Genomic DNA, 12788 nt, shown 5'->3' on the forward strand with positions numbered 1-12788 from the left:
GCTCCCCCCCCCCCCCCCCCCCCCAAAAAAAAAAACACACCCCCCCCCCCCCCCCCCCCCCCCCCCCCCCCCCCCCCCCCCCCCCCCCCCCCCCCCCCCCCCCGCGGGTAGTTGGCGGGCCGCTCTCAGCAGCCGCGGTCGACGAGGTCGAACGACTTGTAGTGGTCGGCGGTGTAGTAGTCCTCGTTCTGCTTCTCGCCGGTCACGATGCGACGCGCACCGCGGTCCGGCGAGCCCGGCGTGACGACGGTGTACTCGTGGTAGTAGCCGGAGCTCTGTGCCGGGAGGACGCCCTCGCGGTTGCTGAACACCGTCCCGTCCTGGGGGTACGGGTAGGGCCCGCCCTTGTCGATCAGGTCGAGGGTGTCATGGGCCTGCGAGGGCAGCTTGGAGTAGCAGATGTCGCCGACGGCCTGGGCGTGCACGGCCGTGGCGTGCGCCGTCGCGGCGTACGGGGCGGCCGGGCGCGCGGTGGCGACGGAGGGCGTGGCGGCGACGGAGGGCGTGGCGGCGACGGAGGGCGTGGCGGCGACCGCGGTCCCGCCGAGGAGAAGGGCCGAGGCAAGGGCGCTCGCGGCGCCGATCCTGGTGATCCGTGGGGGGATTCTCATGCCTCCCAGAATGACGCGCGTAGACATGCCCCTGTCAATGCCAAACGGGGGAAGTTTCCCGGGAGTTCACAGGAGGACCCTGGTTCGCCGCCCCGAAAGGTCCTGATTCCGACCGGCCCGGGCCGAGCCTGGCCGGGCCGGGCCGGGGCCGCCCCGCACAGTGGCTCCGCGCGCCGCTGCTCACCTCGGAAGGCTTTTGCCTCTCAGGCAAAACTTTTGCCCGAGAGGCGAAGGATGGTTATACCGGGGATATGACCGAGCTCCCCGACGAGCCCGCCGGCACGCCGCCGCAGGATCTCCCCACCGTGGCACCGCGCCTTCGTGACCTGCGGCGACGCAGTGGTCTCACACTGGAGACCGCGGCCCGGCTGGTGGGGCTCTCGCCCGCGCACCTGTCCCGGCTGGAGACCAACCGGCGCCAGCCCTCGCTGCCGATGCTGCTGGCGCTCGCCCGTACGTACGGCACCACGGTATCCGACCTGCTCGGCGAGACCGCCCCCGAGCGGGACCCGATCGTGCGGGCCGGCCGTGCGGAGCCGTCGGAGGCCGGCGGCTGGACGTACTGGACCGTGGGCGGCGCCGGGCGGGCGATGCAGGCGCTGCGGGTCCATGTGCCGCAGCGGGCGCAGGGCGAGTTGGTCCGGGTGCACCCCGGAGAGGAGTGGCTCTACGTCCTCAAGGGGCGGCTGCGGCTGACGCTCGGTGCGGCGGTGCAGGTGCTGGACCCGGGGGACGCCGCGCACTTCGACTCGCTGACCCCGCACCGTATCGCCGCCGCCTCCCGGGGCGGAACGGAGCTGTTGTTCGTCCACACGCTGCTGCAGAGCGGCGCCGCCGAGCTCTGCCTGGGCGGCGACGCGCCGCGCCGTGGCCTGTGACCAGGGAAGGATCGTAGGCCGTGCCCGACCACTCCACTCCTGCGCCGGCTGATCGCCCCCACGAGGCGATCGCCGCCGAGACACCGCCCGCCCGCCGCTACGTCGAGAACAAGCCACCCCGCGGGGTGTATGTGCGGGTGTTCATCTACGTCGTGGCGACGCATGTGCTGCTGGCGTTCATGAGCCTTCTGGTGGTCGTCGCCAAGTCGCGTTAGCGGCGCGGCCCGTGGGGCCTGTGGCACCTGCGGGGCCTGCGGGTTCATCCATCCGTCCGGTCCGAAAGTCCATTGCCCCGGCACGGCCACCGGGTGGAGCCTGCTGCCCGCGAGGCGTTCGCAGCAGGCTCCAGCTCCACCCCGTACCTCGTCGCACGAGGAGGACCGAAGGATGCACCGTACGCGCACCGCGGCGGCGACCGCGCTGGCCCTGGCCCTGGCCCTGATCCCCCTGACGGGCATGTCGGGGCCCCCGGACGCCGCCGGGCGCCCGGACACCGCCCGGGAGGCCCGGGACAGACCCGCCGCGGCCGTCTCCCCCGTCCCGCGGTCCGTCCGCCCTCGCTCCGACCGGGTCACCATCACCCCCACCGTGACCGTCGTCGCAGGCCCGAAGGCCGACGCCGCGGCACTGGCGGTGGTGTCGAAGTCGCTCAGGGACGCCGGCGCCGACCGGGTCGTACGGGCTGACCAGGCACCGGCCGGGCGGCGGCTGACGGTCTACGTCGACGGTGCGGGCGCGGCCCGGACGCTGCGGGACCTGGGCGCGCGGGGCACCGGCGGGCTGCCCGCCGAGGGCTATGCGCTCGCCGTCGGCGACGGCCGGATCGCGCTGGCCGGCAAGGACGCCGCCGGCACGTACTACGCCGCGCAGTCGCTGCGGCAGCTGCTGCCGCGGCGCGACCGTCCCGGCGCCCAGGTGCGGGGCACCGCCGTACGCGACTGGCCGGCCACCGCGCTGCGCGGTGTCATCGAGGGCTTCTACGGCACCCCCTGGTCGCACCGGGCCCGCCTCGACCAGCTCGACTTCTACGGCGAGCACAAGATGAACCTCTACGTCTACTCGCCGAAGGACGACGCCTACCTACGGGAGAAGTGGCGCGACCCCTACCCCGCCGACCGGCTCGCGGAGCTCAAGGAGCTGGTGGACCGGGCGCGGCAGCGGCATGTGGAGTTCAGCTACGCGCTCTCCCCCGGGCTGTCCGTCTGCTACGGCGCCGACGCCGATCTGCGGGCGCTGACCGCCAAGTTCCAGACGCTGTGGGACATCGGCGTACGGACCTTCGCCGTGCCGCTGGACGACATCAGCTACACGGACTGGAACTGCGCGGCGGACAAGGACAGGTTCGGGACCGGCGGCGGGGCGGCCGGGGCCGCGCAGGCGCATCTGCTCAACCGCGTCAACCAGGAGTTCATCGCCCGGCATCCGGGCGCCCGGCCGCTGCAGATGGTGCCGACCGAGTACTACGACGTCGAGCCGTCCCCGTACAAGAAGGCGCTGGCCACCCAGCTGGACGGGAACGTGCTGGTGGAGTGGACGGGTGTGGGGGTGATCGCGCCGACGATGAGCGTCGTCCAGGCCCGGCGGGCCCGGGAGGTCTTCGGGCACCCGATCCTGACCTGGGACAACTATCCGGTCAACGACTACGTCACCAACCGGCTGCTGCTCGGGCCGTTCAGCGGCCGCGAGAAGGGACTGCCCGAACAGCTGGCGGGGATCACCGCGAACCCGATGATCCAGCCCGCGGCGTCCAAGATCGCGCTGTACACGGTGGCCGACTACGCGTGGAACGACGCCGCCTATGACGCGCGTGCCTCCTGGGGCGCGGCGATCGAGGAGCTGGCCGGCGGCGACGCCCGTACGGCACGGGCGCTGCGGGCCTTCGCCGACGCCAACTACTCCTCCGCGCTCAATCCGCGGCAGGCTCCCGAACTCGCCGACGCCATCGCGCAGTTCGGCCGCGACGGGGACGTGCGGCGACTGGACGCGGCGCTGCGGGGCCTTCAGGACGCGCCGTCGGTGCTGCGTGAACGGCTCGCCGACCGGGGCTTCGTCGAGGACGGTGCGCCCTGGCTGGACGCGGCGCACGCCTGGGGCGTCGCGGCGCGTACCGCCCTGCGGCTGATCGAGGCGACCAGGGCGGGCGACGGTCCGCGGGCCTGGGAACTGCGCCAGCGCATCCCGGAGTTGGTGCGGACCGCCCGGTCGTTCGTGTATGTGGACCTGACGGGGAAGAAGGTTCCGGTGCTGGTGGCCGACGGGGTGCTGGACGCCTTCGTCGAGGACGCCCTCGCCGCGCACGACGCGTCGCTGGGCGTCATCGGCCGTCCCAAGGCGTCGACGGATCTGCCGGTCCATCAGGACAACGCGGTCTCCCGGATGACCGACGGCGACGACGCCACGTACTTCTGGAGCGGCACGGCGCCCGGGTCCGGCTCGTACGTCACTCTCGATCTGCACGCCCGGCGTCCGCTGGGCACCGTCACCCTCGCCATGGGCAAGAGCGGCAGCCCGGACGACTATCTGCACCACGGCGTGCTGGAGTACTCCTCGGACAACGAGCACTGGCGGCGGCTGGCCGCGTTCGACGACAGGCCCGAGGTCGGCGTCACGCCGCCGGCCGGCGCCACCGCCCGGTACCTGCGCGCGCGGGCCACGCAGGCGCAGGACAACTGGCTGGTGGTGCGGGAGTTCACGGTCGCCGGGGCCGATCGGGTGACGGTGGCCGGCGACCCGCCCGCGGCACCGGGCAGCGCCCTGCGGTCGGCGGCGGACCAGGACCCGGCGACCGCCTACCGGGCGGCGCGGGCGGCCCGGCCGGGTGAGGCACTGGAGTTCACACCGGACGCACCCCGTTCGGCGCGGTCCGTGACGGTGCTGCGGCCGCGGGGCGCACCGGTCGGGGAGGCGGGCGTGGAGGTCCGTACGGGCGGCGTCTGGCGCACGCTCGGCACGCTGTCCGGTGCCTATACGCGCCTGGCGGCGGGCGGCGGCGCGGTCGAGGGCGTACGGCTGGTGTGGCGGGGCCGGGCGGCGGCGCCCGCGGTCAATGAGGTGATTCTGCGCTGAGCGGAGGTGCCGGGACGCCGGGGCGCGGTTCGGTACCCGCGCGGGCGGCGTCCCGGTGCCTACTCTGAGCCCCGGCACCGCCTCGCGCCCCGCACGGAGGAGACCCGTCCCATGCGACCCGACCCCGACGCCCCCCGGCCGACCGCGGCCGCCGTGCTCGACGACGCCGTACGCGTACTCGCCCCGGACACCGGCGCCAACCGGCTGGTGGCGCGGATCGAGGCGGGCGAGGCACCGCGCTCCGTCTTCGCCACCCTCGCCCTCGAACAGCACCAGATCACCACCGCCGACCGCCTCAGCTTCCAGCACCTGGCGCGGCGGGCGGACGGCGACCCGCCCGTGGCCGACTTCTTCGACCTGCTCGCTCAGGGCGAGGCGCTGGCCCTGAAGCAGCTGGCCGGGCTGGCGGACGCCTGCGGGCTGACGGCAGCGGACATCGCCGGCTACCAGCCGCGGCCCGGCTGCCAGGCCTACCCGTCCTACGCGGCGCGGCTCGCCCTCGGCGCCGAGCCGACCGACGTGGCGATCGCGCTGACCGCCAACTTCGCCGCCTGGGGCGGCTGCTGCCGCATCGTCGAGACCGCGATGCGCGATCACTACGCCTTCCCGGACGCGGCCCGCGCCTTCTTCGGCTCCTTCGCCGAACCGGCGACGGCCGTCCAGGAGCGGGCGCGGGCGGCGGTGCAGCACGGCCTGGACACCGGCCAGGCCCGGCCGGCCGCGGCACACCGCTACGGCCGGCTCCTCCAGGCGTATGAACTCATGTTCTGGAACTCGGTCGGCGACTGAACCCGTCGCCCCAGGCGGCGGCCGCCGGGCGCGGCTCACATGGGAAGCGACAGCAGGCGAAGCGGCTCCGCGGGAGGCGCCACGCCCTCCCGCAGCGGTGTCCACATGGTCCGCAGCGGCATGACGACGGGCCCGTCGGGCTGCTCGACCTGTACGTCCCCCTGGAGGGTGTGCCAGCCGAGCCGCTGGTACAGGGCGACGAGCGGCGGGCGGCAGAAGAGCAGCCCGTGGCGCGGTCCCTTCGTGCGGGCGTGCTCCACGGCGGCCGTGACGACCCGCCGCGCCAGCCCCTGCCCCCGCAGGTCGGCCGCGACGGCCACCCCGCCGAGGCCGACGGCCCGGGTCTCCTCCCCGTCGGCGGAGACCGGGATCGTCAGCAGACCCGCGTGCGCCACCAGCCGGCCGTCCTGCCTGATGGCGAAGTGCTCCTCCTTGGGCAGCCAGGTCAGGCCGGCCTCCGCGACACCGAAGGGGTCGGCGCCGTCCCCGAGGATCTCGCTCTGGTCCGCGGGCGTGTACCGCGAGAGCCGTATCACCGGCGGCGCCGCGGACGATGTGTTCCCAGTCATCCCCTCATGATGCCCGGTGGCCCCGACGGGGCGGTCGGGGCCACCGGATGAGACGACGTCAGCCGCTCGACTCCCCGTAACGGGCGGTCAGCCGGCGCGTGCCCTCCTCGGTGAGCGAGCCGTGCAGCCGCAGGCGGGCGATACCGCCGTCGGGGAAGATGTCGATCCGGGCGTGGGTGACGGCGGGGGCGTCGTCGAGCAGGAAGCGGTGGACGGTGTCGGGCTGCAGCCGCGTACGGGGCAGCAGTTCGATCCACTCGCCGCTTTCGCCGTCGCGGCCGAACAGGGCCGCCCAGCCTGCCGAGTTGCCCTTGAGGTAGCCGGTGTCGATCTCCACCGCGCGGATCACGGACTGCTCGGTGAGGCGGTAGCGGACCCAGTCGTTGCCGGTGCCGCGGCGGCGCCGGGTCTCCCAGCCGTCGTCCATCTTGCGGGAGCGGCCGGGCTGGATGGTGTGGGTGGGCGAGGAGTAGAAGCGGTCCGAGGCGTCCTCGACCTGGCCGCCGTTCTCCAGCGCGGCGACGTCGAAGGTGCCCAGCGCGGCGAGCCAGCCGGGCGCGGGGACGACCTCGCCGTGGACGCGGAGGCGCGCGACGCCGCCGTCGGGGTGCTGGTTGAGGCGCAGGTGGGTGAAGCGCCGCTCCGCCTGGACGGCGAAGCCGTTGGCGGCGTGTCCGCCGATGGCGGTGCGCGGGACGAGGGGGGTCCATGCGACGTCGGCGGCGAGGAGTTCCGCGGGCGAGGGCGAGCCCTCGACGCAGGCGCCCTCGACGCTGACGGACTGGGGGTAGTTGCCGCGGAAGTGGGCGGTGTCGACGACGATGCCGCGGATCACGCCGGGTGCGCCCAGGCGTATCAGCGCCCAGTCGTGGTCCTCGTCCGCCGGGAACGGGTGGGCGCCGTCGGTGCCGCGCCGTCTGCGGGTCTCCCAGCCGTCCATGATCTTGCCCTTGTGGCCGAAGGCCTCGGGGTCGAAGTGGGCGGGCTCGGGCGTCAGGAGGTTCTCCCGCTCGGCGAAGAACTCGTCGTTGGCGGCGATCACGCCCGCGCCCAGCCGGCGGTCGGCGAGGTCGGGGAGGTGCGTGAAGGGGAAGCCGGTGGCGCCGGGGGTGCGGTAGTCGGCGTAGGGGTCGCCGCCTTGGTAGGGGCTGGCGTCACCGGTGTAGCGGGGGAGGTCGGCGGTGGTCATGCGCGCGGCCTTTCGAGGAGTTCGCCGGTGGGTTCGGCGAGGGTGGCGCCGTCGTTGATCTGCCGGCCGCGCAGCCAGGTGGACCGTACGACGCCGTACAGGGTCTTGCCGGCGTATGCGGTGATCTTGTTGCGGTGCTGGAGGGCCTGCGGGTCGACGGTGAAGGTCTCCTCGGGGGCGAGGACGGCGAAGTCGGCGTCCCGGCCGGGCTCGATGGCGCCCTTCTGGTGGAGGCCGACCAGCGCGGCCGGGGCGGTGGACATCCAGCGCACGACGTCGTCGAGGGAGTGGCCGCGTTCGCGGGCCTCGGTCCAGATGGCGGGCAGGCCCAGCTGGAGGGAGGAGATGCCGCCCCAGGCCGCGCCGAAGTCGGCGGTCTTGAGGTCGGCGGTGGACGGCGAGTGGTCGGAGACGATGCAGTCGATGGTGCCGTCGGCCAGGCCCTCCCACAGCGCGTCCTGGTTGGCGGCCTCACGGATCGGCGGGCAGCACTTGAACTCCGTCGCGCCGTCCGGGACCTCCTCGGCGGTCAGGGTCAGGAAGTGCGGGCAGGTCTCGACGGTGATCTTGACGCCCTCGCGCCGGGCGGCGGCGATCAGCGGCAGCGCGTCGCTGGAGGACAGGTGCAGCACATGCACCCGGGCGTCGAGCCGCTGGGCGAGGACGATCAGCCCGGCGATGGCGTCGTTCTCGCAGATGCGGGGGCGGGAGGCGAGGAAGTCGGCGTACTTGGGGCCGTGCGGTACGGGGGCCGCGCCCAGATGGCCCGGGTCCTCGGCGTGCACGATGAGCAGACCGTCGAAGCCGGCGATCTCCCCTAGGGCGGTGGCCAGTTGTTCCTGGTCGACCTCGGGGAACTCCTCCACTCCGGAGGGCGACAGGAAGCACTTGAAGCCGAAGACCCCGGCGTCGTGCAGCGGACGCAGGTCCTTGACGTTGCCGGGGATGGCCCCGCCCCAGAAGCCGACGTCGATATGGGCCTTGCTGCGGGCGACCTCGCGCTTGGTGTCGAGGTGGGCGGCGGTGGTGGTGGGCGGGAGGCTGTTGAGCGGCATGTCCACGAGGGTGGTGATCCCGCCGGCCGCGGCCGCGCGGGTGGCGGTCCAAAAGCCCTCCCACTCGGTGCGGCCGGGGTCGTTGACGTGGACGTGGGTGTCGACGAGGCCGGGCAGCAGGACGTCGTCGCCGAAGTCCTCCACCCGCGCCCCGGCCGGGACCTCGGCGTCGTGCGGCAGCACCGCGTCGATCCTGCCGTCCTTGACGGTGACGGTCGCGGCGCGCGTCCCCTGCGGGGTGACGACGCGCGTGGAGCGCAGCACCAGCTCTCTTTCGGACACCCGGTCCCCTCCTCGTATCGTGTCTTCATCGTTGCCCGGCGGCGCGGGAGGCGCACGGCCACCGGGGCCGCGGCGCCCACGGCGCGCCCTCCGCACCGCCCACGGGCGCCGGAACGGAATGCGGAATTCGGAATTCAACAGTCTGTTGAATGAGTCTTCACTCCGGATCCCGGCCCGTCAAGACCCCTCCGCCGGCACCGGCGCGGCCGCCACACCGGAACCCTGCCGGATCCCCGGCTGCTCGCCGGCAGCCGTCCTGACCTGCGACGGGATGATGTCCTCCGGGATCGGCCCGGCGTCCGAAGCCACCCCGTCACGGCGGCAGACCAGCGCGTAGAGCCCCCCGGCGAGCGCCATTCCGAAGATCCAGGAGAACGGCGCCACCACAGCGAAGGCCGGAACCAGGGCGAGCACGGCGGCGACCGCGGCGGCCGGCAGGAAGGCGATCACCGCCTTCGGGTTGTAGCCCCTGCGGTAGAAGTACGCGCCCCGGGCATCGGCCGAGAACAGTGCGTCCACATCGATCCGGCCACGTCGCACCCGGTAGTAGTCGACGAGCAGAATCGCCACCAGGGGGCCGAGGAAGGCGCCCAGCGCCCCCAGGAAGTACTGGATCACCAGCGCCGAGGAGTACAGCTTCCAGGGCAGCACGACGACGGCCAGCACCGCGGTGATCATGCCGCCGCGCTTGAAGTCCAGATACTTGGGCGCCAGGTTGGCGAAGTCGTAGGCGGGGGAGACGAAGTTGGCGACGACGTTGATGCCGATGGTGGCGACGATGAAGGACAGCGCGCCGATGACGGTGACCACCGGGTTGTCGATCTTCTGGATCACCTTCACCGGGTCGTAGATCGCCTCGCCGAAGACCGCGATGGTGCCCGCGGTGACCAGCACGGCGACCACCGCGAAGGCGGTGAAGTTCACCGGCAGCCCGATCAGGTTGCCGCGCCGGTAGGAGCGGTGGTCCGGCGTGAAGCGGGCGAAGTCGGCGTAGTTGAGGACCAGGGTCAGGAAGGTGGCCACGGTCAGGCTGACCGCGATCAGGCTCTGTTCGACCTGCTCGGCGCCGCTGAGGCCGGTGATGCTGCGGGTCAGCGAGATCTCACCGCCGGCCTTGACGACCAGGTAGACCGCGAGCGCCAGCACCACGAGCCAGACGACCGGGCCGGTCGCGAAGTCCTGGACCTTGCGGATGAACTCCATCCCCCGGGTCAGCAGCACGGCCTGCAGCCCCCACATCAGCAGGAACGCGGTCCAGCCCAGGGTGGACAGCCCCAGCACCGAGTTGTGGTGGTAGGCCTCCAGGCCGGGCGCGATCTGCAGGGTCAGCAGGACGACGGCCGTCGAGGCCAGCCAGGTCTGGATGCCGTACCAGGCCACCGCCATGATCGCGCGCAGCAGGGCCGGGATGTTGGCGCCGTACACGCCCCAGCTGGCGCGGGCGAGCACCGGGTAGGGAACGCCCGTCCGGTGGCCCGCGTGCCCCATCCGGTTCATCAGCCAGTAGACGATCGAGATGCCGGCCAGCAGCGCGAGGAACACCTCCCAGGCCGGCAGGCCGAGCACGAACAGGCTCGCGGCGAAGGCGTAGTTGCTGATCGCGTGGGTGTCGGACATCCACAGCGCGAAGATGCTGTAGGTGCCCCATTTGCGCTCGGGGGCCGGCGCGAGGTCCTCGTTGAAGAGCCGCGGGTCCGGCCGCAGGTGCTGCGGCGACGGGGTGTTCACGTGTCCTCCCAGGCAGATTGGGTGGAGCTTAGGGGTCAGTTATCAGATGTCTGATGTCTGTGCGGAAAATTCGGTGTGCCGGGCAGCGCCCTGAGCGCGCCCCTGAGGCGGCCGCAGATGGGCACTCAGCGGCCAGGATCCGATGACCTTCGGGCGGGGCGGCGCGAAGCTGCGTCCCTTGCTGGTGGCCAGCCGCAGCCCGACGACCGCCTCGGCGAACTTCACCGCCGCGGCGACCCCGTCGACAACGGGCACCGCGAGCGCCGCCGCCACCTTCTCCTGGAGCCCGGCCATCCCCCCGCACCCCAGGCAGATCACCTCGGCGCCGGCCCGCACGGCCTCGCGCGCGGTCTCGATGATCACCGCCACGGTCCGCTCCGGGTCCTCCTCCAGCTCCAGGACGCCGAGCCCGGTGCCGCGGACGGCGGCACAGCGCTGCAGCAGCCCGGCGGTCAGCAGCCGGTCCTGGATCTGCGGTACGGCGCGGTCGAGGGTGGTGACGACGCCGTAGGCGTGGCCGAGCATCATCGCCATCTGAGCGGCGCTCTCGGTGATGTCCAGTACGGGTACGTCCAGCAGCTCCTGGGCGCCCTCCCGGCCCGGCTCGCCGAAGCCGGCCATGACCAGCGCGTCGAAGGCCGTGTCGAGGGTGGCGAGCCGGTCCAGGACGGCCGCGGCGCTGAGATAGCCCTCGAAGTGCCCCTCGATGGACTCCGGGCCCCACAGGGGTTCGGTGGCGATGACCTCGGTGCCCGGGGCGGCTGCCGCGGTGGCGGTGGCGCGGATCGAGTCGGTCATGGAAGCCGTGGTGTTCGGGTTCATGACGAGAATGCGCATGACACTCCAGCAATTTGGAGGATTCCACAGAATGGACAGTAGGTTTCGCGCAGCAGAACGTAGCTACGGCCACTGGCACCGTCAAGAGATCGCGGCTAGGAGCTTGACCGACGTCTCTCACGGTGGGACAAAGAGGGCCTGACCGGCGGGAACGAGTGTGCGAGAGACCGTGTGTCAACGTAAGGGGACCGGTAGGCTGCTGCGGTCGGGCCCGGCGCCCGCAAGCCCCAGCCGAGACCGATCCGCCCCGCCCCGAAAGGAACGCGCCGTGCCGCCCTCCAGCGCCAGCACCTCCGCCGCCGAAGCCAAGCCCGCAGGCGCAAGCGGCGGCGTCCAGTCCCTCGAGCGCGCCTTCGACCTGCTGGAGCGGATGGCCGACGCCGGCGGCGAGGTCGGCCTGAGCGAGCTCTCCACCAGCAGCGGACTGCCGCTGCCCACCATCCACCGCCTGATGCGCACGCTCGTCGCCTGCGGCTATGTACGCCAGCAGCCCAACCGCCGCTACGCGCTCGGCCCGCGGCTGATCCGGCTCGGCGAGAGCGCCTCACGGCTGCTGGGGACCTGGGCCCGGCCCTTCCTGGCCCGCCTGGTGGAGGAGACCGGCGAGACGGCCAACATGGCACTGCTCGACGGCGACGAGATCGTGTACGTCGCCCAGGTCCCCTCCCGGCACGCGGTGCGGATGTTCACCGAGGTCGGCCGCCGGGTCCTGCCGCACTCCACCGGCGTCGGCAAGGCCCTGCTCGCCGACCACCCGCCGGAGGAGGTCCGCGCGCTGCTCGGCCGTACGGGCATGCCCGCCGCGACCGAGAAGACGATCACCGACCCGGATCGCTTCCTGGAGGCGCTGTCCGACGTCCGCCGGCTCGGCTACGCCGTCGACGACAACGAGCAGGAGATCGGCGTCCGCTGCCTCGCGGTGCCCGTGCCCAACTCGCCCACCTCGGCGGCGATCTCCATCTCCGGCCCGACGGGGCGCGTGACGGAGGCCGCCACGGACAAGATCGTGCCGGTACTGCAGGACGTCGCGGCGCAGCTGTCGGTGGCACTGGCGAACCAGACGCCGGCGTAGCCGCCGCGCGCTCCCGGTCACCGGCCGCGCGGCAGCTCCCCGAAGCAGTCGATGCGCTCGCGCACCTCGGTGAGCGCGGGCGACAGCGCACTCACCGAGCCGACCGCCCCGGCGATCAGCAGCAGCGAACGGCGCAGCCGGGGCACCTCCGGCAGACCGTGACTGACCATCGCGTCCAGTGCGGCCAGCTCGTCGTCGGCGGCCGCCCGGTCCGGTAACTCCGCCGGGAGCACGGCCAGTTGGCGGCGCAGCCGCGCCACCGCCCCGCGCAGCTCCTGGACCCGTGGGTCGCCGTCGACCCCGGTCATTCGTCGGTCCCTCTGCAGCTGTTCCACAACGACGGCGTCCTCCATGGCCGTTGCCCCTCCGCAATGCGGGACAGTTAACGCCACTCTGCGCTGCACGCGCCATACGGAGAGCGAAAAAATCGGATCACCGGGTTGTTCCGGAAGTGAGCCGCGGGGGCGCCCGGGAGGCGAACGGCGAGGTTGTCGCGGGGGGGGGCGGGTGCCGCGCGCCTCCCCTCTTGTTTTTTCCCTCCCGCCCACCCCCCTACGGGGGGTGGGCGGGTGTATGTGCGCGGCGTCCCCTAAGGGATGCGGCCCCGGGGGGGGGGGGGGGGGGGGGGGGGGGGGGGGGGGGGCGGGGGGGGGGGGGGGGGGGGGGGGGGGGGGGGGGGGGGGGGGTAGGCCCCCTCAATCCCCCCGAACAA

Annotated in this window: 12 protein-coding genes; 5 read left to right on the forward strand and 7 right to left on the reverse strand. The window is 73.1% G+C overall.

Going from position 1 to position 12788, the window contains the following annotated elements:
* Positions 1-125: 125 nt before the first annotated feature.
* Positions 126-611 (reverse strand): ribonuclease domain-containing protein, encoded by a 486-nt coding sequence (locus AC0680_RS37515; protein WP_478637522.1) that lies wholly within the window; start codon positions 609-611, stop codon positions 126-128.
* 251 nt (positions 612-862) lie between these two features.
* Between AC0680_RS37515 and AC0680_RS37520 the strand changes: the two genes are divergently transcribed.
* From AC0680_RS37520 to AC0680_RS37535, 4 genes are all read left to right on the forward strand, one after another.
* Entirely contained in the window at positions 863-1489 is a 627-nt protein-coding gene (locus AC0680_RS37520; protein WP_478637523.1) for a helix-turn-helix domain-containing protein, read from the forward strand.
* Positions 1490-1509: 20 nt separating this feature from the next.
* Positions 1510-1704, forward strand: a complete 195-nt coding sequence (locus AC0680_RS37525) for a DUF6126 family protein (RefSeq protein ID WP_384441978.1) — start codon at positions 1510-1512, stop codon at positions 1702-1704.
* 172 nt (positions 1705-1876) lie between these two features.
* Complete coding sequence (locus AC0680_RS37530) at positions 1877-4555, forward strand: beta-N-acetylglucosaminidase domain-containing protein (protein WP_478637524.1); 2679 nt, start codon at positions 1877-1879, stop codon at positions 4553-4555.
* Positions 4556-4666: 111 nt separating this feature from the next.
* Complete coding sequence (locus AC0680_RS37535) at positions 4667-5344, forward strand: thiaminase II/PqqC family protein (protein ID WP_478637525.1); 678 nt, start codon at positions 4667-4669, stop codon at positions 5342-5344.
* 35 nt (positions 5345-5379) lie between these two features.
* Here the strand turns inward: AC0680_RS37535 and AC0680_RS37540 are convergent, their stop codons facing one another.
* The 5 genes from AC0680_RS37540 to AC0680_RS37560 all read right to left on the reverse strand — a co-directional run bounded on the left by AC0680_RS37540 (position 5380) and on the right by AC0680_RS37560 (position 11004).
* On the reverse strand, positions 5380-5913 hold the full coding sequence (locus AC0680_RS37540) for a GNAT family N-acetyltransferase (RefSeq protein ID WP_478637526.1): 534 nt from the start codon (positions 5911-5913) through the stop codon (positions 5380-5382).
* 58 nt (positions 5914-5971) lie between these two features.
* The gene (alc, locus tag AC0680_RS37545; RefSeq protein WP_478637527.1) at positions 5972-7102 is read right to left on the reverse strand and encodes an allantoicase; all 1131 of its coding nucleotides are present in this window, start codon (positions 7100-7102) and stop codon (positions 5972-5974) included.
* Positions 7099-8439 carry an allantoinase AllB gene (allB, locus tag AC0680_RS37550; protein WP_478637528.1) on the reverse strand — a complete coding sequence of 447 codons (1341 nt, stop codon included), beginning with the start codon at positions 8437-8439 and terminating at the stop codon, positions 7099-7101. Before allB ends, alc begins: the two co-directional genes overlap by 4 nt.
* A 177-nt stretch (positions 8440-8616) precedes the next feature.
* The gene (locus AC0680_RS37555) at positions 8617-10167 is read right to left on the reverse strand and encodes an NCS1 family nucleobase:cation symporter-1 (RefSeq protein WP_478637529.1); all 1551 of its coding nucleotides are present in this window, start codon (positions 10165-10167) and stop codon (positions 8617-8619) included.
* A 42-nt stretch (positions 10168-10209) separates the two neighbouring features.
* Positions 10210-11004, reverse strand: coding sequence for an aspartate/glutamate racemase family protein (locus AC0680_RS37560; RefSeq protein WP_478637530.1), 795 nt, complete (start codon positions 11002-11004; stop codon positions 10210-10212).
* Between the two features lie 268 nt (positions 11005-11272).
* On the opposite strand from AC0680_RS37560, the gene AC0680_RS37565 reads away from it, so the two are divergent.
* The gene (locus AC0680_RS37565; RefSeq protein ID WP_478637531.1) at positions 11273-12076 is read left to right on the forward strand and encodes an IclR family transcriptional regulator; all 804 of its coding nucleotides are present in this window, start codon (positions 11273-11275) and stop codon (positions 12074-12076) included.
* A 17-nt stretch (positions 12077-12093) separates the two neighbouring features.
* Here AC0680_RS37565 and AC0680_RS37570 read toward each other — a convergent pair whose 3' ends face one another.
* Positions 12094-12384, reverse strand: a complete 291-nt coding sequence (locus AC0680_RS37570; protein ID WP_384442004.1) for a DUF5955 family protein — start codon at positions 12382-12384, stop codon at positions 12094-12096.
* Positions 12385-12788: the final 404 nt, after the last annotated feature.

The sequence above is a fragment of the Streptomyces sp. NPDC043738 genome, from assembly GCF_056436545.1.

Bases quoted from the DNA above. Each gene is read 5' to 3' on its own strand.
- AC0680_RS37515 (WP_478637522.1), bottom strand. From the start codon at position 611: ATGAGAATCCCCCCACGGATCACCAGGATCGGCGCCGCGAGCGCCCTT.
- AC0680_RS37520 (WP_478637523.1), top strand. From the start codon at position 863: ATGACCGAGCTCCCCGACGAGCCCGCCGGCACGCCGCCGCAGGATCTC.
- AC0680_RS37530 (WP_478637524.1), top strand. From the start codon at position 1,877: ATGCACCGTACGCGCACCGCGGCGGCGACCGCGCTGGCCCTGGCCCTG.
- AC0680_RS37535 (WP_478637525.1), top strand. From the start codon at position 4,667: ATGCGACCCGACCCCGACGCCCCCCGGCCGACCGCGGCCGCCGTGCTC.
- AC0680_RS37540 (WP_478637526.1), bottom strand. From the start codon at position 5,913: ATGACTGGGAACACATCGTCCGCGGCGCCGCCGGTGATACGGCTCTCG.
- alc (WP_478637527.1), bottom strand. From the start codon at position 7,102: ATGACCACCGCCGACCTCCCCCGCTACACCGGTGACGCCAGCCCCTAC.
- AC0680_RS37560 (WP_478637530.1), bottom strand. From the start codon at position 11,004: ATGCGCATTCTCGTCATGAACCCGAACACCACGGCTTCCATGACCGAC.
- AC0680_RS37570 (WP_384442004.1), bottom strand. From the start codon at position 12,384: ATGACCGGGGTCGACGGCGACCCACGGGTCCAGGAGCTGCGCGGGGCG.